The following is a 20,347-nucleotide window of genomic DNA, read 5'->3' on the forward strand; positions in this document are numbered from 1 at the left end:
GACGGGCCTTTCGGCCCGTCTAAACACCCCCGATTGATTGCTGAAGGCAGTCATCATATCAGTTTGTGGAAAAATCTTTGTGTGCTTTCTAATCAAATTTTCCAGGCTTAAATTCTACTTTCGCAATCGTAAAATAAACTTATGATAGCCCATCACCATAAAATAGCTACCGAACTTTCTATTACCGATAAACAGGTAAACGCCACCATTGCCCTGTTAGATGAAGGCGCTACCGTACCCTTCATCAGCCGTTACCGTAAGGAATTGACCGGCAGTTTGGATGAAGTGCAGGTGGCAGCTATACGCGACCGTGTGCAGCAACTGCGCGATCTGGATAAACGCCGCGAAGCCATCCTGAAATCGCTGACGGAAATGGGTAAGCTTACACCTGAACTGGAGAAGCAGATTAATGAGGCAGAAACCATGGTACTGCTGGAAGATATTTATCTGCCCTACCGCCCTAAGCGCCAAACCCGGGCCACCAAAGCCCGCGAAAAAGGCCTGCAGCCGCTGGCTGATCTGATACTAAGCCAAACCCGTATTGACCTGGAAGCCGAGGCTGATAAATATATAGATGCTGAAAAAGGCGTAAATTCTACCGAAGAAGCTTTGGCCGGAGCCCGTGATATTATTGCGGAAACCATTAGCGAGAACGCCGAAGTGCGCACGCAAATGCGTAGTTTGTTTATTGAGAAAGGCACTTTTCAATCAAAAGTTATACCCGGCAAGGAAGAGAGCGGTATTAAATATAAAGATTACTTCGACTGGACCGAGCCCGTGAAAACAGCGCCATCGCACCGGGTGCTGGCTATGCGCCGGGGTGAGAAAGAGGAGATACTATACCTTGATCTGCAACCACCCGAAGATGAAGCCGTAGCTTTGCTGGATAGGGAGTTTGTAAAGGGCAATAATTCATCAAGCGACCAGGTGCGCCTGGCCATTGCCGATGGCTATAAGCGACTGCTAAAACCATCCATGGAAACTGAAGTGCGTTTAATGACCAAGAAGGCTGCCGACGAGGAAGCTATCCGCGTGTTTGCCGAAAATGCCCGTCAGCTTTTACTGGCCGCGCCGCTGGGCCAAAAACGGGTAATGGCGATAGACCCCGGCTTTCGTACCGGCTGTAAGGTAGTTTGCCTGGATGAACAGGGCAAGCTGGAAGAATACACCGCTATTTTTCCGCATACCGGGGCCGGTCAGGCTAAAGAAGCCGAAAAAACCATTCTGTTTTTGGTTGATAAATATAAAATTGAAGCCATTGCCATTGGCAACGGTACTGCCGGCCGCGAAACGGAAACCTTTATACGTAACCTGAATATCCCTGGTGTTACCATTGTAATGGTGAACGAAAGCGGGGCGTCTATTTATTCCGCATCTGAAGTTGCCCGCGAGGAGTTTCCGGATAAGGATGTAACCGTGAGGGGCGCTGTGTCTATAGGTCGCCGTTTGATGGATCCGCTGGCCGAACTGGTGAAAATAGACCCGAAATCAATTGGTGTTGGTCAGTACCAGCACGATGTTGACCAGGCCAAACTACAAACATCGCTGGATGATACCGTAATTAGCTGTGTGAACGCCGTGGGTGTAGAATTAAACACTGCATCTAAAGAAATATTGGCTTATGTATCGGGCCTTGGTCCGCAGCTGGCGCAAAACATTGTGACTTACCGTAACGAGAACGGCGCCTTTAAACGTCGCGACCAACTAAAGAAAGTACCACGCCTGGGCGATAAAGCTTTTGAACAAGCGGCGGGTTTCCTGCGCATCCGCAATACCGCCGACCCATTAGAGGCCAGTGCTGTACACCCCGAGCGTTATGCTTTGGTGGAACAAATGGCTAAAGATAAAGGCTGCACCGTGGCTAATTTAATGTCCGACGCAGCCTTGCGTAAAAGCATCCCGTTGCAAAAATATATGACTGATACCGTTGGCTTACCAACGTTAAACGATATTATGGCCGAACTGGCCAAACCTGGCCGCGATCCGCGCGAGCAGTTTGAAACTTTCAGCTTTACCGAGGGTGTAAATGCGATAAGCGATCTGAAAGCCGGCATGAAACTACCGGGGATAGTAACCAATATTACCAATTTTGGCGCTTTTGTAGATATCGGCGTTCACCAGGATGGCTTAGTGCACCTTAGCCAAATTACCAACCGCTTTATTAAAGACCCTAACGAAGTATTGAAAGTTGCCCAGCGCGTGCAGGTAACTGTAGTTGAAGTGGATGCAAACCGCAAACGGATATCGCTATCCATGAAAGATAACGAGCCAAAGCAGGAAAGAAAACCAGCTGAACGCAAACCGGATGAAAGAAGGCCTAACCAGCAAAATTATAACCGCCCGCAGCATCAGCAAAAACCTAAGCAAAACGAGGAAACCGATATGGCAATAAAGCTGGCGGCATTAAGAGGTAAGTTTAAGTAGTGCTTAAACTTACCTCTCTTTAAGATACTGCGAGGGGATTACATCCCCTTTTGTATAGCGCTTATCGCTACATCCTGTATGCGGCCGCGTATTTGCAAACTGCCTAACTTATTTTGGTCTTTAGGGTTTACCCTGTTTGACAGGAAGATGTATACCATGTTATATTTCGGGTCTACCCAAAAGCAGGTGCCGGTGTAGCCGGTATGGCCAAACGTTTGCGGCGAGGCAAGTTCCGACGGATATTTTTTGCTCACTTCAGGATCCCAACGGTCGAACCCTAAACCGCGGCGGCTAACCGGCGATTGCTGCGCGGTGAACAGGTCAACCGTCTCGGGTTTGAAGTATTGGGTGCCGCCGTAGGTACCTTTGTTCAGTATCATCTGATACAGGATGGCCAGATCGTTAGCGCTGGCAAAAAGCCCGGCATGGCCGGACACCCCGCCCATCATACCCGCGCCCTGATCGTGCACGTAGCCTATCAGCAACTGTTTACGAAAGGTGGCATCGTATTCTGTGGGGATAATGCGGTCTTTTGGAAAACGGTTCAGCGGTAAAAAACCGGCAGTTTGCATACCCAGCGGTTTATAAAAGTTATGCTGGGTATAAACATTAAGCGGCGTAGCCGTAATGGTTTCCTCAATCTCTTTCATAATATACATGCTTACATCGCTATAAACATACTTGCCGCGCGTTTTTAACGGTGATGCCAATATACGCGGCCAGGTTACGTTTTTGAAGTAGTCTTTACGCAGGTAAACACGATCGGCAATTTTGGTGGGGAATATAGCTGATGAATCGGCGCTCATATCTGCCGGGGCCAATTTTTCCCATGTAGCCACATCGGGCACCAGGCCCGCCTGGTGGGTCAGCAGTTCGCGCACTTTAATATCGTTTTTATCACTGTTGCGGGCAGTGGCAATATAGCTGCTAATTGTTGAATCGAGCCCCAGTTTCCCCTGGTCGTACAAACGCATAGCTTCCATAGTGGTAGCCGATACTTTAGTTACCGATGCCAGGTCGAAGATATCATTTAGCTTATCGGGCATCGTATTATCATAAGTATGATAGCCGTAAGCTTTATTAAAGATCACTTTACCGTCTTTGGCTACCAGCACTACACAACCCGGTGTAGCGTGTTCGCGAAGGGCTTCCGAAGCAATTTTATCAATCCCGGTAAGGTTCTCGGCATTTACACCCGCATCTTCGGGCACGGTATACTGTAAACGGGTTTTGGTGGTAATATAACCGCTGCCAACAGGAAACAGTTTGATTGCGGTGCGGTTAAGTTTTTGAGTAAAAGCAACACCACCAAAAATACCCTGCGCGCAAAAAGCGGCAGATACCGGGGTCACTTTTTCCGACCAGATAATTGGCCCTGTAACCGATGTCAGATATTTTAACCCCGAATCGTTACCAAACATTACAACAATCACATTTTTTATTCTTTGGGTTGCCGTAATAAAATTTATTACCTGAATATTGGTTAAGTCGGTTTCTGTTAACTCCACAATAATGGTGTTATACATTTTCATATCATCCGATAGGTTATAAATAGTTTTTTCGCCCATGTATTCATTACCATCAAACGAGGCTACCACAGTATATTTATTTAGCAAGCTATCAAACGGCGCTGCAAAACGATACAGAAAATGTACGCTGGCCACTTTAGCCTGGTCAAGATTTTGCAGGGGTATAAGGCTTTGCCGGTTGTTTAACAGCACCGTTGTATTGGCTACCTGCTGTTCGTCTTTAACATATCTTAAATTTTGCTGATGCGTTTGCGCACAGGCAAAATTGAACATTACCAGCATCGATCCTACGATGGGGAGCATTCCCCATTTATTTTTTCTCATATACTTTTTCTCCATTAACATACGTACTCAGCACCTTTACTTTTGGTATTTCGGCGCCATTAATTTTCATTATATCCTTATCCATTATTACAAAATCGGCAAATTTGCCAGCCTCGATACTGCCTTTCTCCTTTTCCTCAAAATTGGCTTTGGCCGCCCAAATAGTCATGCCTTTTAGTGTTTCAACGCGCGATAAGGCATTACTTACCTGGAAACCATTCGCGGGTAACCCGTTCAGGTCTTTACGCACAACTGCGGCATAAAAAGTATACATAGGGTTAATATTTTCAACCGGGAAGTCGGTGCCCAAGGCTATCCAGCCATTCTCGTCCAGCAGCGTTTTATAAGCATAAGCGGTTTTTATACGCTTCGGGCCAAGGCGCAACGCCGCCCAGGTCATGTCCGATGTAGCATGTGTTGGTTGTACTGATGGGATAATGTTGTAATCCTTAAAATAATGTACATCGTCGTCAGCAACAATTTGCGCGTGTTCAACACGCCAGCGGCGGTCGTTATGACCTTTAAGCATTTTGGCATACAGTTTCAACACCATACGGTTGGCCGAGTCGCCAATAGCATGGGTACACATCTGGAAGCCCTTGTCGGCAATTTTTTGTGCTACTTCATCAAAATGTTTCTGCGGACTTAATAAAAAGCCTTTCCATTTTGGCTGGTCGGTGTAATCTTCCAAAAGGCAAGCCCCGCGCGATCCTAATGCCCCATCGGCATAAACTTTAATAGCACGTACATTTAAACCAGGGGTTTTAAAAACGCCTCGTTTAAAAAGATAGTCCAGGTTTTCGGGCCGGTCGGACAACATTACGTACATGCGCATTTTAAGCAAGCCCTTATGCTGTAGCTGGGCTATGGTATTCACCATAGGATAATCCAGCCCGCAATCATCAACCGTAGTTAAACCTACCGCAAAGCAATTACGTTGGGCATCTAAAAAGGCATCCTGCGTTAACTGATCTGTAGGTACCGGTATTTTACGGGTGACTATATCCACCGCATTATCAACCAGCATGCCGGTCAGCTTGCCGTTAATTGTTTCAATTTCGCCGCCTGCAATAGTTTGCCCGGGTTTAATGCCTGCAATATTTAATGCTGCCTGGTTGGCAATAGCGGCATGGCCGTCTATCCGCTGCAAAATTACCGGGCGAACGGGGAACAGGGAATCCAGCTTACTTTTATCAGGGAATTTTTTGTTGGGCCAGTGGTTTTGGTCCCAACCGCGGCCTACCAGCCAGCCGTCTGCATTTTTACGGGCATATTGCAGCACAGTATCAATAATGGCATTCCAACTGGTAGTGCCTACCAAATTGGCCTCCTGCAGGCCCAGGCCATAATGGTAAAAATGCGTATGGGCGTCAATAAACCCGGGGTAAACAGGCTTGCCCCCGGCATCAACCACATTTTTGGCGTAATATATCTTCTCTAAACTATCAGCCTTGCCTATGGCTAAAATCTTACCCCCTTTAACAACAAACGCATCGACTGTAGCAAACTGTGAATTAACGGTGTAAACAAGGCCGTTTTTCACCAGCAGGTCGGCATTGTATTCTTTTTGCTGGCACGACGTTATGACGGCAACCAGCAATAGTGGCAGAAGTTTTCTCATAGATACAGATGTGGCACAAAGATGTATGTAATAATAATTGTAATGCTATATACAATTAACTAACTGTAAAGTTATGGGTTCAAATATTTAATTTAGCATCGAATACGAAATTGAAGGGAAATTTTTACATGAGTGATATTATACAGCTTTTACCGGATGCAGTTGCTAACCAGATAGCGGCCGGCGAAGTTGTGCAGCGGCCGGCATCGGCAGTGAAGGAATTGATAGAGAACGCCATTGATGCCGGGGCTGATAAGATACAATTGATACTAAAAGATGCCGGCAAGGCATTGATACAGGTAATAGATAACGGCTGCGGCATGAGTATTACCGATGCCCGCATGTGCTTTGAACGGCATGCTACTTCTAAAATACGTAAGGCTGACGATCTGTTCAGCATCCGTACCATGGGTTTCCGGGGCGAGGCCATGGCATCTATTGCGGCTATTGCACAGGTAGAACTTAAAACCCGCCGCCACGATGACGAGTTGGGTACAAGCATCCTGATAGAAGGGTCGGAAGTGATAAAACAAGAACCCTGTTCGTGCGATGCGGGGACATCTATCAGCATAAAAAACCTGTTTTATAATACCCCTGCGCGCCGTAACTTTTTAAAAGGCAACCCGGTAGAAACACGCCACATAATTGATGAGTTTCAGCGTGTGGCACTGGCTAACCCCAATGTATTTTTTACTATGCACCACGATGGGCAGGAAGTTTATCACCTGCCGGCGGCGCCGTTAAAACAGCGGATCATCCACCTGTTGGGAAATAATTATAACCAGCGTTTGGTACCGGTTGAAGAAGATACATCTATTATTAAACTGCATGGTTATGTAGGCAAGCCCGAGTTTGCACGCCGTACCCGCGGCGAACAATTCTTTTTTGTAAACAACCGTTTTATTAAGGATGCTTACCTGAACCATGCCGTGCTGACCGCTTTTGAGGAACTGCTGCCCGACGAAAGCTACCCGCTTTATGTACTGTTTATTGATATCGACCCATCGCGGATTGATATTAACGTGCACCCTACCAAAACCGAAATAAAGTACCAGGATGATAAAGCTATCTACGCCATCATCCGCTCGGCAGTAAAACGGGCTTTGGGTAAATATAACATTACGCCAAGTTTGGATTTTGAGATAGACAACAACATCCAGCACATGATAACCCCCGTGCCCTTAGAGGATATTGTACAACCAAGCATCAGCTTTAACCCCGACTTTAACCCGTTTATAAAGGAAACCAAGGGGACTATCACGCCTGCGCCAAGTTATAGTGGTGGCAGCGGCAGCTATCAAAAAAGCAGCATCCCGGCTAATTGGGATACCCTGTACGAGATCAGTAAAAAAGAAACCAATACCCAGCATACGCTTGAAGTAGATACCGAGCAGATAACGGTTGAAGATCAAGTGGTAAATAAAACCAGCGAACGTCAGCTGTTCCAGATCCATAACCGGTTCATCCTATCACAAATTAAGTCGGGCTTTATGCTTATCAGTCAGCAGGCCGCACATGAGCGGGTGTTGTACGAGCGTTTTTTACATCAGTTGGAAAATCACTCGGGCGTAAGCCAGCAAAGCCTGTTCCCGCAAACGGTGACCCTGAACAGCAGCGATTTTGAGTTACTGAAGGAATTGCTGCCGGATATCCGCGCACTGGGTTTTGATATCCGTGAGTTTGGCCCAAATAGTGTAGTGGTTGATGGCGTACCCGCCGATTTAAACAATACCAGCGAGCATGCTTTATTAGAGCATTTGCTGGAGGGTTTTAAAAACAACATGGCTATTTTAAAGTTAGATAAGCGCGATAACCTGGCCCGGGCGCTGGCCCGCAACGCGGCCATTAAAGCAGGCACCAGTTTATCGTTAGAGGAGATGAACGTGTTGATAGACCAGCTGTTTGCCTGCCAGATGCCCAACATGGCACTGAACGGGAAACCTGTAATAAGCACTTTTACATTAAATGAACTATTGGAACGATTTGAAAAATAAGAGCCTCGCAATGACAAGCTTTTTGATATTTAATCGCTTCAAAAGAAGCATACGATATATATGATACAAAACCCCTTTACCAATATAACGCCGGTTGTAAAAAACCTGCTGATTATTAATGTGATTTTTTTTGTGGCCACGTTTGCCCTGGATACGATGGGTATTAACTTAGTACAACTGCTTTCTGCTTTTTACCCGGGTTCACCTTTTTTCAGGCTATGGCAAATCATATCATACATGTTTATGCATAGTGGGTTCTTCCATATTTTTTCAAATATGTTAGGATTAATTATGATTGGTCCCCTGCTGGAATACACCTTTGGCCCTAAACGGTTTTTAACCTATTATTTTATTACCGGGATAGGCGCGTTAGCCTTGCAATACGCTGTACAGGCGTTTGAAGTGCACCAGTTAACAGGGCAGTTTTTTATTGATACAAATACCTACCAGCCTATAAATGAGCAGCAAATGCGGCACTTGCAAGAGATATATTTTGCACCTATCCTTGGCGCCTCGGGTGCTGTATTTGGGTTACTGATAGCTATCTTTTTGCTTTACCCCGATGTAGAGGTATATATATACTTTATCCCTATCCCGGTAAAAATTAAATACCTGGTGCCTGTATACGTTTTATTTGAATTATACGGCGGACTGAGACAGGCACAAGGCGATTCTGTAGCCCATTTTGCACATTTAGGGGGCGCCCTTGTTGGATTTATCGTCATAAAGTTGTGGGGATACCGTTCCCGCAACAACTTTTATTAAATTGTTGGGTTATCTTTATATCATTATTATATGAGTACCCTTTGGAAAGATATACGTTATAAAATGCTGCACAGTGGCAGTAAACTTGGGCTGCTTATTGGTATTAATATCATTATATTTTTATTAATAAACATTCCCGGGGTCTTCGAGCAGTGGTTTTTCCGCAGTAATCATATATCAACTTTTGCCTACGAATACTTGCAGATGCCCGCAGGCCTGAAAGCCCTGTCTACCCGTTTTTGGACACCAATAACTTACATGTTTATGCATGCCAGCGTAATGCATGTACTGTTTAATATGCTGTGGCTTTACTGGATGGGCCAAATACTTGAAGAATACCTTGGTAATAAGCGCACCGTAACTTTGTACTTTTTAGGCGGGTTGGCCGGCGCGATATTTTTTGTTGCAGGTTTAAATTTATTGCCTCTGTTTGCCGGCGCAGATGTGAACAACGTGACTGTGGTGGGGGCATCGGCAAGTGTAATGGCTATTGTGGTGGCAACAGCAACTTTACTGCCCGATTATACCATATTCCTGATGTTCTTAGGCCCTGTAAAATTAAAGTGGCTGGCATTATTTTACGTGTTGATTGATCTGTTAGGAACTGTTGGGCCGAACGCCGGCGGCGAACTGGCCCACCTGGGCGGGGCATTAATTGGCTTCATCTACATAAAACAATTAAAACGCGGTAACGATTGGAATAAGCCTATTGATAAATTATTTACTGCAAAATCAAAAAAAGTAATAGTGGGCGGCGCAACTGATAGTAAAAGATCGGCGCCGCAGCAAGATGAGATTGACCGGATACTGGATAAAATATCGCAAAGTGGATACGATAGTTTAAGCAAACAAGAAAAAGAAACTTTATTCCGCGCAAGCAATAAATAATGATAGTTAACAAAAGCAGGCTCACCCTTTTTGACAGACTGATTTTATGGCTTAACTATGCCGCAGCTACCACTTTGCTTATTGGCTACCTGGCGCCGGTTACTGATCCCCGCACCGTATGGATCATCGCTTTTTTTGGCCTGGCATACCCGCCTGTGTTGTTGGTTAATTTGTTATTTATTGTCTACTGGCTTTTCAGGAATAAAAAATGGGCGCTGGTATCGCTGGTATCTATCCTGATAGGCTGGAAAGCATTAAACGGCAATATTGGGTTCAGGCTGCCAATCAAAACTATCGACCATCGTGATAGCACCATGCTGCGGGTAATGAATTATAATGTGCACGATTTTAAAAAATATGGTGCTAAAAATGACATATCTACCAAGCACGAAATACTGGAGATAATAACACATGAACAGCCTGACATTATTGGCTTCGAAGAGTTTTATACCCGCAAAGCCGGACAATATGCTATGGTTGATTCTATAAAAGGCATATTAAAAACTAACAGCCTTTTTTATTCGCCATTTCAGGTTAGTAGCAGTGAAAGCTTAGGTATGGCCGTTTTTTCAAAGCTCCCGATTGTAGCTAATGGAATAGTTTGGTTAAATGAAAAGCAGAATCTTAATCAATGTATATATATCGACGTTAATAAGAACGGCAAGCTATTCAGGGCCTATGTTGTCCATTTACAATCTATCAGCTTTGAGCCCGAGGATTATAAGTATTTAAAAGATGTTTCAAAAAAAGGCAAAACAGATATGGAAAGTTCGCGCCGTATAGGCAGCAAACTAAAACGGGCCTTTTTACGCAGAAGCGAACAGGTAGCTAAAATAAAGCAGCATATGGCAACCTGCCCTTATCCTTACTTTGTAATGGGCGATTTTAACGATACCCCCTCATCCTACGCGGTTAATGAAATGAGCAAGGGGTTAAAAAACACTTTTCGCGAAAAAGGTTCGGGGTTGGGGCGCACCTATAATGGCGATTTTCCCAATTACCAGATAGACTACATAATGGTATCTCCACAGTTTGATGTGCTTACCTATGGCGTTATCCGCAAAAAACTTTCAGATCATTACCCGGTTTACAGCGACCTGCGGCTAAAATAATTATCCTTTTCCCATAGCTGGCAGGGCACAATGCCATAAATATTTTACATTATATGCGCTGCCTTTAATACGTAAGCAATTTAATTATCGTTTGGTTAAGAAAACATTTTCACAAAAACTGCATTCTACAGCTTGATGAATTTAGATTTTAGCCGCATCCGCTCTATCGACGCCTTTCGCGCAGTTACCATGTTCCTGATGATCTTCGTTAATGATATCGAAGACATCCCCGGCGTACCGCCCTGGATAAAACACGTGAGCGACAACGCCGACGGCCTTGGCCTTGCCGATACTATTTTTCCCGCCTTCCTGTTTATTGTGGGCCTGTCTATCCCCTTTGCTTTCCATAAGCGTATCCAAAAAGGCGATAGTAAAATAATGTACCGTATTATCCGCCGGTCATTAGCATTAATTTTTATCGGGTTCTTCCATGCCAATATGGAAACTTATGATGAAGTTACAGCCTTGTTGCCGAAACCTGTGTGGGAAAGCCTGGTTACCTTTGGCTTCTTCTTTTTGTTTTTAGATTATGATGCTATTACCAGTAAACTGAAACATTATGTGTTGCAAGGTATAGGTATAACACTTGTGGCAGGCATGGCCCTGATATATAAAACTAACAATCCAGGTCACCAATGGTTGCATTTTACCTGGTGGGGCATTTTGGGATTGATAGGCTGGGCATATCTTACCTGCTCGCTTATTTATTACCTGAGTAAAGGGTATTTATGGATACAGGCGGCCTTTTGGGTTTTCTTTATGCTGCTGAATATCGATATCCATTTTGGGTGGTTTAAATTCCTTGAGTTTTTTTACCCTTATATATGGTTATCCGGCAATGGTTCTATACAGGCATTTACCATGGCGGGGATTTTTGTAGCGGTACTTTATATGCGCCTGGTACACGCGCAGGAACGCCGCATGCTGGTAGTAGGCTTGGTATTAATGGCATTGATATTATTTAACCTGGGCTTTATTGTGCGCTATTTTAGCGGCGGCATTTCCAAAGTCAGGGATACACCATCGTGGGTACTCATCTGTACGGGAATTAGTTTAATAGCCTATGCCATATTTATTTATATTGTCGATTTTAAACATAAATACAATTGGTTTAAGTTTATTGAACCAGCCGGCACCAATACCTTTACCTGTTACCTGGTGCCATTTTTGTTTTATCCGCTATATGAAATGAGCAACCTTGGTTATCCCGAATACCTGAGCCAGGGCACAGGCGGCCTTATAAAATGCGTGGTATTCTCGCTGGCTATGATATGGATTGCGGGAGTGCTGGATAAAGTGAAGGTGAGGTTGAAGATATGATTACGGCTTAGTAAGCTGAGTTATTTTTGCATTAATATCGGTTCGTTTATTTGATCAAAATCAGATGCTGTTTGCAGATTTTACAATTAGTTGGCAATTGTAATAGCGCATGCTCTACAACACCGGTAATGCTTCAGTTGTGATGTTATAATAATCACCACCATCAGTTTCAAAATCATAAATATTACTGCTATTTTCAATTCTTTTAAAGGTGAAAACAACATAAAAGCAGGCATGTGTATTTGTGCCTGCTTTTATGTTGTTGTAAGTCAGTTTATTTGTTAGTTGCCCGCATCGCGGCGTGCTTCAATAACCGATTGTATACTGCTTGATACGTTAGACATGATATCATAACCCGTGGCCGATTCAATGGCATCAACTGTGGTGATATAGGTGGTCCAGTTTGTATTTATTGAATTAATGTTTGGCATATCAACGGCAATTACGCGTGTGCTGTTAGTAATACGGCTTAAGTCGTTATTGCCATTTGTTAAAACTACAATTACTTTCCATGTACGGGCCGGAACAGTAATATGGCCGTTATCAATAGTGTTGGTAGTACCACCGTTACTGCCCGTGCCGCCAACGCCGTACGATCCGGCTACTACATAAAGCTCATCACCGGCGCTTACCAGGGTGCGTTCGTAATTTTCTAAATTAGCCCAGGTTTGCTGGTTATTGTTTGGTGCCTGGGGCATCATGTTAGTCATCAGGAAGGTAGCCTGGTTAGCAGCTACGGTGCTGGTCCTGTCGGCCGATGGGCAGTTATGCCCCCTATCAAAACCCGAACCTGAATAGCTGGTCGCGCCAACTTCATACCAACCCGATGGCAGGCTGGTATCGGCCCGGAAATCATCCTGGCGTGCTGTTGACCCTAAGGAAGAGCTGCCCAGGTACCAGCTTACCCAGTTTGGCTTGCCCTGGTCGCGGTTATACGATTCTACAAAATAGGTTTGGTCCATCAGGTAATTAGCTGGAAAGACTATGCTATTGGTAGCACCGCTTGGGTTGCCCAATAACAAGTTAGAATTATCGGTAGCAGTACCACCGCCGCCAGTGCCGTTATCATAACTGTTAACCGTAAAATCGTCGATATTGATGCGATTGGTGCCGCCCGATGTTTTGCGCACCTCGAAACGCAGCGTACCCGCCAGGTTAACAGTAAAAGTTGCAGTGCTTAAAGTACTGCTGCTGGTAGTTATGGTAGACCCTACCTGGGTATAAGTGCTGCCGCTATTGCTTGAAACCCATAATTGCCAGGCCGAGCTGCCATCGCTGCCAAATACAGCATGTTTAATGGTAACCGTGGAAGCGCCGGTAGTAACATTGAAACCCATGGATAACTTACCCGTATTGCGGATACGTACCGATTGCGAACCATTCTTAACATCCGATGTGCTATTGCCTATTAAAGCATCGTCGAGGGTCCAGGTGCCCGATGAAAGGGTTACATTACCAACGGCATAGGCCGTTTTTGTACCCGATTCAAAAGTTTCAGCGAAGGTTTGGGTGATGGTGTTCGTCTGTAGCTTTGCATCGGTTGCCGATGGTTTTGTTGCCACGGGTTGCCTGTCGATCAGCGCATCTTTAGAACAGGAAGCCAATATCATGGCCGCCAGCATTGCCAGGTAAAGTTTTTTTAATCTCATAAGATGTGTTTTTTAGTTTTCAAATAAACAATAGCAGTGTTAAGTTAAGTTACATTTACTATTACGAAATAATACTGCCGAATGTTTTCCTTATAAAAACCCACCATAATCGATGCTGAATGCAAAAAAAGCGTGAGATGATAAACGATAATTAAGTTTTAATATCTTCACGCTTGCTTTTTACGTTATTGTACAGCGCCGTATTTCATGAAAAAAAATATCCTTTTAGCTTTATTATCTGGCCTGTTGCTTTGGATAGCCTGGCCGCCTACCCCATACACTACTTTTTTGCTTTTTGTTGGTTTTGTGCCCATGCTGATAGCCATGGAAAACATTATCAATACCTCTGGAGAAAAAAAAGGCAGGAAGATATTCCGCGTAACTTTCCTGGGCTTTTTGGTTTGGAATTTCCTGAGCATTTACTGGGTTTATAATGCGCTAAAAGATATTGGCGAAATAGCGGCTATCCCGGTATCCCTGATACCTTATGCATTGGGGCCTTTGTTAATGGCAGCTGCCTGCTGGTTCTATTTCAGGCTGCGGTTGCTTACTACGCGTGGGTGGGCGCTTGGCGGCCTGGTTTGTTTATGGATAGGCTACGAGTACCTGCATCAAAACTGGGCGTTAAACTTCCCGTGGATGACCTTAGGGAACGGCTTTGCCACTACCACCCACCAATGGGTGCAATGGTATGAATATACCGGTGTATACGGCGGCACTGTTTGGGTATGGCTGATTAATATTTTTATTTTCCTGGTATATGTTGGCCTGCGTGAAGCGCAAAACAAGACATTAAGGTTAAAACTAATTGCCGCTGCAACATTAACGCTGGTATTGCCATTGACATTTTCGCTATATCGCTATTATGCTTACCAGGAACAAACCAATCCATCAAACATTGTAGTTGCCCAGCCTAATATTGATCCCTACGCTAAAGAAGGCAGTTACCCGACCACTGCACAAATAGGCATATTAACCCACCTTTCCGATTCGCTGGCACAGACTAATACCGAGTTTTTCATCTGGCCTGAAACTGCCATTGCCGAACAGGTAGATGAAAACCGCATCCGCGAAAGCAAATACTTTTACCAGGTGCAGCAGTTTTTAAATAAATATAAAAACGGCAATGTAATTACCGGGTTAGAGGGCTATAAAACGTATCCTAACCGCGCCACCAAAACAGCCAATGCATTCAGCGACGGCAGTGGGTTTTATGATCATTTTAATTCGGCTGTAGCCATAGAGAATTCAGCTGAAGTGCAGATATACCATAAATCGAAGTTGGTACCCGGGGCTGAAATATTGCCTTTTGGTAATATATTATCGTTTCTAAAACCAGTATTTGAACATTTGGGGGGTAGTACCGGCGGGTATGGTGGGCAGGATAGTTCATCCGTCTTCTATTCGCAAAGCGGTATCGGGGCCGATCCGGTGATCTGTTACGAATCTATCTGGGGCGAATACGTGGCCAGTTCGGTACGCCGGGGGGCGCAGTTTATTGCCATTATTACCAACGATGGCTGGTGGGGCAATACAGCCGGTAAAGACCAGCACCTGGATTATGCTAAATTGCGCGCCATTGAAACACGCCGCTGGGTATGCCGGTCGGCCAACACTGGTATTTCAGCATTTATTAATCAGCGTGGCGATGTGGTGCAGCATACCCAATGGTGGGTGCGCACTGCCCTGAAACAGAACATCAATTTAAACAGCGATATTACCTTTTATGTGCGCTATGGCGATTATATAGCCAGGTTTGCCAGTTTACTGGCGGTATTAATAATGGCTTTTGTGATGATAAGAATAAAGCGCACGGCACGCGCTGTAAAGGAATAAGCTTTGAAAAGATACAAGCTTTACGAAGTCGTAAAGCTTGTATGTCCGTAACATCAATACAGCAACTGATCGTATGGATAGCGTGCCGTATGCAAGGCCACTACCTTATCGTACAGCAGTTTTCTAAATTCATCCACATTTTCTTTTTTCAAGGCCGAGATAAATATAGCCGGGCTGTTATTTTTATTCATCCAGCTTTGCTCAAATTCTTCCAGACTTAACGGCGGTGCAGGGTCTTCTGCATGCGTTGGTACGGGCTGGTAAGCATCTATCTTATTAAACACGGTGATCATGGGTTTATCAATGGCGCCCAGGTCTTTCAGTGTTTCGTTAACGGTACGTATCTGGTCTTCAAAATTTGGGTGCGATACATCTACTACATGCACTAAAATATCGGCTTCGCGCACTTCATCCAGGGTCGATTTAAAACACTCTACCAAATGGTGGGGCAGTTTGCGGATGAACCCAACCGTATCCGACAACAGGAAAGGCAGGTTATCTATCACTACTTTACGCACAGTAGTATCCAGCGTAGCAAATAGTTTGTTCTCGGCAAACACCTCCGATTTGGAGATCATATTCATAATGGTTGATTTGCCTACGTTAGTATAACCCACCAAAGCCACACGAATTAACTGGTTGCGGTTTTTGCGCTGCGTTTCGTTCTGCTTATCAATTTGTTTTAGTTTCTCTTTCAGCAGCGATATTTTGTTCAATATCAAACGCCTGTCCGTCTCAATTTGCGACTCGCCGGGACCACGCATACCAATACCACCTTTTTGCCGCTCTAAGTGCGTCCAAAGGCGGGTTAAGCGTGGTAATAAGTATTGCAACTGGGCCAGTTCAACCTGTGTTTTGGCCTGCGCGGTTTGTGCGCGGTTGGCAAAAATGTCCAGTATCAGGTTGCTGCGGTCAAGTATCTTTACCTGTAGCTCCCTTTCAATATTACGCAGTTGCGATGGGGACAGCTCATCATCAAAAACAACAATATCAATCTCTTCCGATTTTACATAATCACGTATCTCTTCCAGTTTACCCGAATGTACAAAGGTAGCCCTATCGGGTTTTTGCATGCGTTGGGTAAAGCTTTTAACAGTTAACCCACCGGCGGTCATCACTAAAAACTCCAGCTCTTCCAGGTACTCGCGCGTTTGCTCTTCGCTTTCGCCCGGGGTTATAATCCCCACCAGTATTACTTTCTCCTGCTTCACAGCAGTATCATAAAATTTTTGTCTCATTAAATATTATTCTCAGCTACAAAGTTAACGTTAAAACAGGACAAAAGTTTAATGCCAGGGCCGGGAAGGGATAAAGCGTGTAAGTACAACAATTATTTTTTAGTTAGCGAAAAGCTGATAGGCACGGTAAATTGTGACCGCACGGCCTGCTCGCCTTGCATGCCGGGCTGCCATTTAGGGCTGGCTTCCATAACACGCACGGCCTCCTCATCGCATCCGCCGCCAATGCCGCGTAGTACTTTGATATTGGTTAAGCTGCCATCTTTTTCAACTACAAAAGTTAAAAAAACTTTTCCCTGGATATTATTTTTACGGGCATCGTCGGGGTAACGGATAGATTGAGCTAAATAGTTCCCAAACTCCTGAAGGCCACCGGGAAAACTGGCCTGCTGTTCAACAGCAGTGTATACTCCATCAGCATTTGGTACATGCTGGATAGGGGCACCTGGCAAATGAAAACTTACAGGGACGGTAAACTGCGAGCGTACCACCTGATCGTTTACGGTAGCAGGTTTCCACTTTGGCGAAGCTTTTATCACCCGTATGGCTTCCTCGTCGCAACCGCTGCCAATACCACGTAATAACTGGATGTTGTCTAAACTGCCATCTTTTTCAACTACAAATGTTAGAAATACTACTCCATGTACATTGTCTTCTTTGGCTTTGGCAGGGTATACCATGTTTGATTTTAGATATTCAATAAGCTTAGTTAAGCCACCTGGAAACATAGCCATAACATCAACTTTGGTATATACTTTATCATCCTGGGCATTTGCTTTTGCAACTGCCAGGGCAACGAATAGGATAACGGTAAGTAGGGACTTTAAAAATTGATTTGTTTTACTGGTTTTAAAAGGGGTAAGGTTCATTGTGTTTTAAATTTAAGTTGGGCACCAAGCTAACATATTTACATATAAACATCAACATAAAAAATAGCCGCCTTACCATCCCGGTAAAGCGGCTGCTACACCCTACCTGTTCCCTTTATGGGGAGGCGGGACATAGCTGGTAAAGTTTAGGTTGTGAAGCGTGTTTATATATTATTTTTAGTTAATGTAAAGCTAATTGGCAGCGTATATTGCGTGCGAACGGCCTTGTTGTTCTGCCGGCCGGGCTTCCATTTCGGCGAGGCTTTAACTACTCTCATGGCTTCTTCATCGCAGCCATGCCCTATCCCCCTTAGTACTTTGATATTGGTTAAGCGGCCATCTTTTTCAACCACAAATGTTAAAAACACCCTTCCCTGAATGTTAGCGGCTTTTGCCTGGGCCGGGTAATGTAAGTTGTGTGACAGGTATTCTGTGAATTTAGGAAACCCGCCGGGAAATTGGGCCTGCTCTTCAACAGTAATGAAAAGGGCATTGCTGCCTTTTTTAGTTTGTGCTTTGGTATAAGCGGTCGTTAAAAGTAATGCGGTGAATAACCACAAAATAAAGCCGAAACGGCTAACTATATTTTTTGGCGATGAATTCATAAATGCGTTAATAGTTGGTTAATTGAATAAACTAATAAATTAGTTAACGTAAACCTAAAACATTAGTTTTAACAATACAAGTTTTTTTAAATAAATTTTATCAGCTTTAATAATTAGTACTTAGCTTAATATCAGCAACAAATACCTACAGGGATTTTGTCGCGATATACCCCTGAGACTGTCGCTTTCGCACAACATTAAAACTTAAAAAGCGCTGCATCTTTGTGTTGTAAATAACAATGCACAGGATTAACTATTAAGTTAAACTTTAATTTATGACAACGCTACAAACAATACGGTCGAAAATATGGGGCGCTATTAAGCTATCACTAAATGGCCAACAACAGGATTATACACAAGGCAGCATCCCGAAAGCAATATTCCTGCTTGCTATTCCAATGATCCTGGAATTAAGCTTAGAAAGCGTGTTCGCGGTAGTGGATATGTTTTTTGTAAGTAAACTGGGGCAAAACGCCATTGCCACGGTAGGCTTAACCGAGTCTGTGATTACTATTGTTTACTCTATCGCCATCGGCTTAAGTACAGCCGCAACAGCAATTGTAGCACGAAGAATTGGCGAGAAAAACCCTGCAGATGCTGCTCATGCCGGTGCCCAGGCGCTAATAAGCTGTTTAATTGCCACTGTTATACTTAGCCTTAGTGGAATTTTCTTTGCACCGCAAATTTTAGCCTTAATGGGCGCAAGCGGAGAAGTAGTGCGGGATGGTGCAATTTTCACCAGGATAATGCTGGGCAGCAGCCTTGTTATTATGCTGTTGTTCCTCATCAACGGAATTTTCCGGGGTGCGGGCGATGCTGCCATGGCGATGAAAAGCTTATGGATTGCCAGCATCCTTAACATTATTCTTTGCCCAGTTTTTATTCACTTTTTCGGCTTAAAAGGCGCTGCTACGGCAACCGTTATCGGAAGAAGCTGCGGCGTCATCTTTCAGGTATATCACCTTTTTAAAGGCAGTGGCATCCTAAAGTTTCATAAGGCCAATTTCAGGTGGGACCCCCATGTTATGAAAACGATTATTTCCATTGCATGGCCGGCAACGCTGCAGTTTATTATTGCAAGTGGCAGCTGGATCATTTTAACGCGCTTAGTAGCGGAAACCGGCGGAACAGCAGCCTCTGCAGGCTACCAGATCGCTTTCCGGAATTTCGTTTTCTTTATTTTACCGTGCTGGGGGTTAAGCAATGCAGCAGCAACATTGGTAGGACAAAACCTGGGCGCTAAACGCATTGACCGGGCAGAGCAAAGTGTTATGCTTACGGCTAAGTATAATGCCATACTGATGAGTTTTGTAATGTTGCTGTTCCTGTTCTTTTCCCGCTCGATAGTTCGCGTATTTACTACCGAACAAGTTGTTTTAAATTATGCAGGCACCGCTCTTCAAATCATTGGTTCGGGATTTATTTTTTATGCGATAGCCATGGTAATGAGCCAGGCACTCAACGGGGCCGGGGATACAAAGACGCCCACCTGGATAAACTTTGTTTGCTTCTGGCTTTTTCAGGTGCCGTTAGCCTATCTTTTGGCTAAGGGTTTACATATGAATTCTGTCGGCGCCATTATCGCAATTCCTGTAGCCGAGGCGCTTATCGCTTTAGTATCCTGGTATTACTTCAAAAAAGGAAAGTGGAAAAAGGTACAGTTGTAATATTGTCTTTTCACTCAAAAATTTCTTACCTTAAAATAAAAATCACCTTAAATCAAAAACAAAATGAAAACGAAAATCCTATTTATTGTGTGCCTGTTATTCGGGCTAATGTTTATTAATGCAGGCTTGAACAAGTTTTTTAATTACATGCCTGTTCCAAAAGATATGCCGAAAAGCGCCATGGCCATGTTTGGTGCACTTATGCAGATTAAATGGTTGATGCCACTGATAGGCATTGCTGAAATTGTAGGCGGCATACTGGTCATTATCCCCCGCTACAGGGCTTTGGGAGCTATTATTATTTTCCCGGTTATGATAGGGATAGTGCTAACGGCTATCTCTTTATCTTCAGGCTTAATAATGGCACTTGTTCTATTTGTAATACTTATATGGGTAATAATAGAAAACTGGGCAAAGTATCTGCCGATGATCAGATAACAATAAAGTCCAGAAAAAACAAAGGCAGTTACTTTATATAGGTAACTGCCTTTGTTTTTGTTAATAAT

15 protein-coding genes are annotated in these 20,347 nt (G+C 44.2%); 9 read left to right on the forward strand and 6 right to left on the reverse strand.

Annotation, left to right across the window (positions count from 1 at the left end; genetic code table 11):
* The first annotated feature begins 141 nt into the window (after positions 1-141).
* Positions 142-2,424: a Tex family protein gene (locus IRJ18_RS17525; protein ID WP_194107593.1), complete on the forward strand. Its 2,283-nt coding sequence runs from the start codon at positions 142-144 to the stop codon at positions 2,422-2,424.
* Positions 2,425-2,462: 38 nt separating this feature from the next.
* On the opposite strand, the gene IRJ18_RS17530 is transcribed toward IRJ18_RS17525, so the two are convergent.
* Both IRJ18_RS17530 and IRJ18_RS17535 read right to left on the reverse strand, forming a co-directional pair.
* Positions 2,463-4,277, reverse strand: a complete 1,815-nt coding sequence (locus IRJ18_RS17530; RefSeq protein ID WP_194107594.1) for a serine hydrolase domain-containing protein — start codon at positions 4,275-4,277, stop codon at positions 2,463-2,465.
* Positions 4,264-5,898 carry an amidohydrolase gene (locus IRJ18_RS17535; RefSeq protein ID WP_194107595.1) on the reverse strand — a complete coding sequence of 545 codons (1,635 nt, stop codon included), beginning with the start codon at positions 5,896-5,898 and terminating at the stop codon, positions 4,264-4,266. The genes IRJ18_RS17530 and IRJ18_RS17535 overlap by 14 nt, the downstream gene beginning before the upstream one ends.
* Before the next feature lie 128 nt (positions 5,899-6,026).
* Between IRJ18_RS17535 and mutL the strand changes: the two genes are divergently transcribed.
* The 5 genes from mutL to IRJ18_RS17560 all read left to right on the forward strand — a co-directional run bounded on the left by mutL (position 6,027) and on the right by IRJ18_RS17560 (position 11,977).
* Positions 6,027-7,892, forward strand: coding sequence for a DNA mismatch repair endonuclease MutL (gene mutL, locus IRJ18_RS17540; RefSeq protein WP_194107596.1), 1,866 nt, complete (start codon positions 6,027-6,029; stop codon positions 7,890-7,892).
* Between the two features lie 60 nt (positions 7,893-7,952).
* Positions 7,953-8,657, forward strand: a complete 705-nt coding sequence (locus IRJ18_RS17545) for a rhomboid family intramembrane serine protease (RefSeq protein ID WP_194107597.1) — start codon at positions 7,953-7,955, stop codon at positions 8,655-8,657.
* Positions 8,658-8,687: 30 nt separating this feature from the next.
* Positions 8,688-9,545 carry a rhomboid family protein gene (locus IRJ18_RS17550; protein ID WP_194107598.1) on the forward strand — a complete coding sequence of 286 codons (858 nt, stop codon included), beginning with the start codon at positions 8,688-8,690 and terminating at the stop codon, positions 9,543-9,545.
* Positions 9,545-10,657: an endonuclease/exonuclease/phosphatase family protein gene (locus tag IRJ18_RS17555; RefSeq protein WP_194107599.1), complete on the forward strand. Its 1,113-nt coding sequence runs from the start codon at positions 9,545-9,547 to the stop codon at positions 10,655-10,657. The genes IRJ18_RS17550 and IRJ18_RS17555 overlap by 1 nt, the downstream gene beginning before the upstream one ends.
* A 135-nt stretch (positions 10,658-10,792) precedes the next feature.
* The gene (locus IRJ18_RS17560; protein WP_194107600.1) at positions 10,793-11,977 is read left to right on the forward strand and encodes a DUF5009 domain-containing protein; all 1,185 of its coding nucleotides are present in this window, start codon (positions 10,793-10,795) and stop codon (positions 11,975-11,977) included.
* A 281-nt stretch (positions 11,978-12,258) separates the two neighbouring features.
* On the opposite strand, the gene IRJ18_RS17565 is transcribed toward IRJ18_RS17560, so the two are convergent.
* Positions 12,259-13,626, reverse strand: a complete 1,368-nt coding sequence (locus IRJ18_RS17565) for a DNA/RNA non-specific endonuclease (protein WP_194107601.1) — start codon at positions 13,624-13,626, stop codon at positions 12,259-12,261.
* Positions 13,627-13,833: 207 nt separating this feature from the next.
* Between IRJ18_RS17565 and lnt the strand changes: the two genes are divergently transcribed.
* Positions 13,834-15,462 (forward strand): apolipoprotein N-acyltransferase, encoded by a 1,629-nt coding sequence (gene lnt, locus IRJ18_RS17570; protein ID WP_194107602.1) that lies wholly within the window; start codon positions 13,834-13,836, stop codon positions 15,460-15,462.
* Between the two features lie 53 nt (positions 15,463-15,515).
* On the opposite strand, the gene hflX is transcribed toward lnt, so the two are convergent.
* From hflX to IRJ18_RS17585, 3 genes are all read right to left on the reverse strand, one after another.
* Positions 15,516-16,700 carry a GTPase HflX gene (gene hflX / locus IRJ18_RS17575; RefSeq protein ID WP_194107603.1) on the reverse strand — a complete coding sequence of 395 codons (1,185 nt, stop codon included), beginning with the start codon at positions 16,698-16,700 and terminating at the stop codon, positions 15,516-15,518.
* Positions 16,701-16,792: 92 nt separating this feature from the next.
* Entirely contained in the window at positions 16,793-17,569 is a 777-nt protein-coding gene (locus tag IRJ18_RS17580) for an energy transducer TonB (RefSeq protein WP_194107604.1), read from the reverse strand.
* 164 nt (positions 17,570-17,733) lie between these two features.
* The gene (locus IRJ18_RS17585) at positions 17,734-18,174 is read right to left on the reverse strand and encodes an energy transducer TonB (protein ID WP_194107605.1); all 441 of its coding nucleotides are present in this window, start codon (positions 18,172-18,174) and stop codon (positions 17,734-17,736) included.
* A 275-nt stretch (positions 18,175-18,449) separates the two neighbouring features.
* Here IRJ18_RS17585 and IRJ18_RS17590 point away from each other — a divergent pair, with 275 nt between their 5' ends.
* Both IRJ18_RS17590 and IRJ18_RS17595 read left to right on the forward strand, forming a co-directional pair.
* Positions 18,450-19,841 (forward strand): MATE family efflux transporter, encoded by a 1,392-nt coding sequence (locus IRJ18_RS17590; RefSeq protein WP_194107606.1) that lies wholly within the window; start codon positions 18,450-18,452, stop codon positions 19,839-19,841.
* A 63-nt stretch (positions 19,842-19,904) separates the two neighbouring features.
* Positions 19,905-20,279 (forward strand): DoxX family protein, encoded by a 375-nt coding sequence (locus IRJ18_RS17595; protein ID WP_194107607.1) that lies wholly within the window; start codon positions 19,905-19,907, stop codon positions 20,277-20,279.
* The last annotated feature ends 68 nt before the right edge of the window (positions 20,280-20,347 follow it).

The organism is Mucilaginibacter boryungensis, from assembly GCF_015221995.1.
GTDB lineage: Bacteria > Bacteroidota > Bacteroidia > Sphingobacteriales > Sphingobacteriaceae > Mucilaginibacter > Mucilaginibacter boryungensis.

Bases quoted from the DNA above. Each gene is read 5' to 3' on its own strand.
- IRJ18_RS17580 (WP_194107604.1), bottom strand. From the start codon at position 17,569: ATGAACCTTACCCCTTTTAAAACCAGTAAAACAAATCAATTTTTAAAG.
- IRJ18_RS17545 (WP_194107597.1), top strand. From the start codon at position 7,953: ATGATACAAAACCCCTTTACCAATATAACGCCGGTTGTAAAAAACCTG.
- IRJ18_RS17585 (WP_194107605.1), bottom strand. From the start codon at position 18,174: ATGAATTCATCGCCAAAAAATATAGTTAGCCGTTTCGGCTTTATTTTG.
- IRJ18_RS17555 (WP_194107599.1), top strand. From the start codon at position 9,545: ATGATAGTTAACAAAAGCAGGCTCACCCTTTTTGACAGACTGATTTTA.
- IRJ18_RS17535 (WP_194107595.1), bottom strand. From the start codon at position 5,898: ATGAGAAAACTTCTGCCACTATTGCTGGTTGCCGTCATAACGTCGTGC.
- IRJ18_RS17550 (WP_194107598.1), top strand. From the start codon at position 8,688: ATGAGTACCCTTTGGAAAGATATACGTTATAAAATGCTGCACAGTGGC.
- IRJ18_RS17560 (WP_194107600.1), top strand. From the start codon at position 10,793: ATGAATTTAGATTTTAGCCGCATCCGCTCTATCGACGCCTTTCGCGCA.
- hflX (WP_194107603.1), bottom strand. From the start codon at position 16,700: ATGAGACAAAAATTTTATGATACTGCTGTGAAGCAGGAGAAAGTAATA.
- IRJ18_RS17530 (WP_194107594.1), bottom strand. From the start codon at position 4,277: ATGAGAAAAAATAAATGGGGAATGCTCCCCATCGTAGGATCGATGCTG.
- IRJ18_RS17565 (WP_194107601.1), bottom strand. From the start codon at position 13,626: ATGAGATTAAAAAAACTTTACCTGGCAATGCTGGCGGCCATGATATTG.
- IRJ18_RS17595 (WP_194107607.1), top strand. From the start codon at position 19,905: ATGAAAACGAAAATCCTATTTATTGTGTGCCTGTTATTCGGGCTAATG.
- IRJ18_RS17525 (WP_194107593.1), top strand. From the start codon at position 142: ATGATAGCCCATCACCATAAAATAGCTACCGAACTTTCTATTACCGAT.
- mutL (WP_194107596.1), top strand. From the start codon at position 6,027: ATGAGTGATATTATACAGCTTTTACCGGATGCAGTTGCTAACCAGATA.
- lnt (WP_194107602.1), top strand. From the start codon at position 13,834: ATGAAAAAAAATATCCTTTTAGCTTTATTATCTGGCCTGTTGCTTTGG.
- IRJ18_RS17590 (WP_194107606.1), top strand. From the start codon at position 18,450: ATGACAACGCTACAAACAATACGGTCGAAAATATGGGGCGCTATTAAG.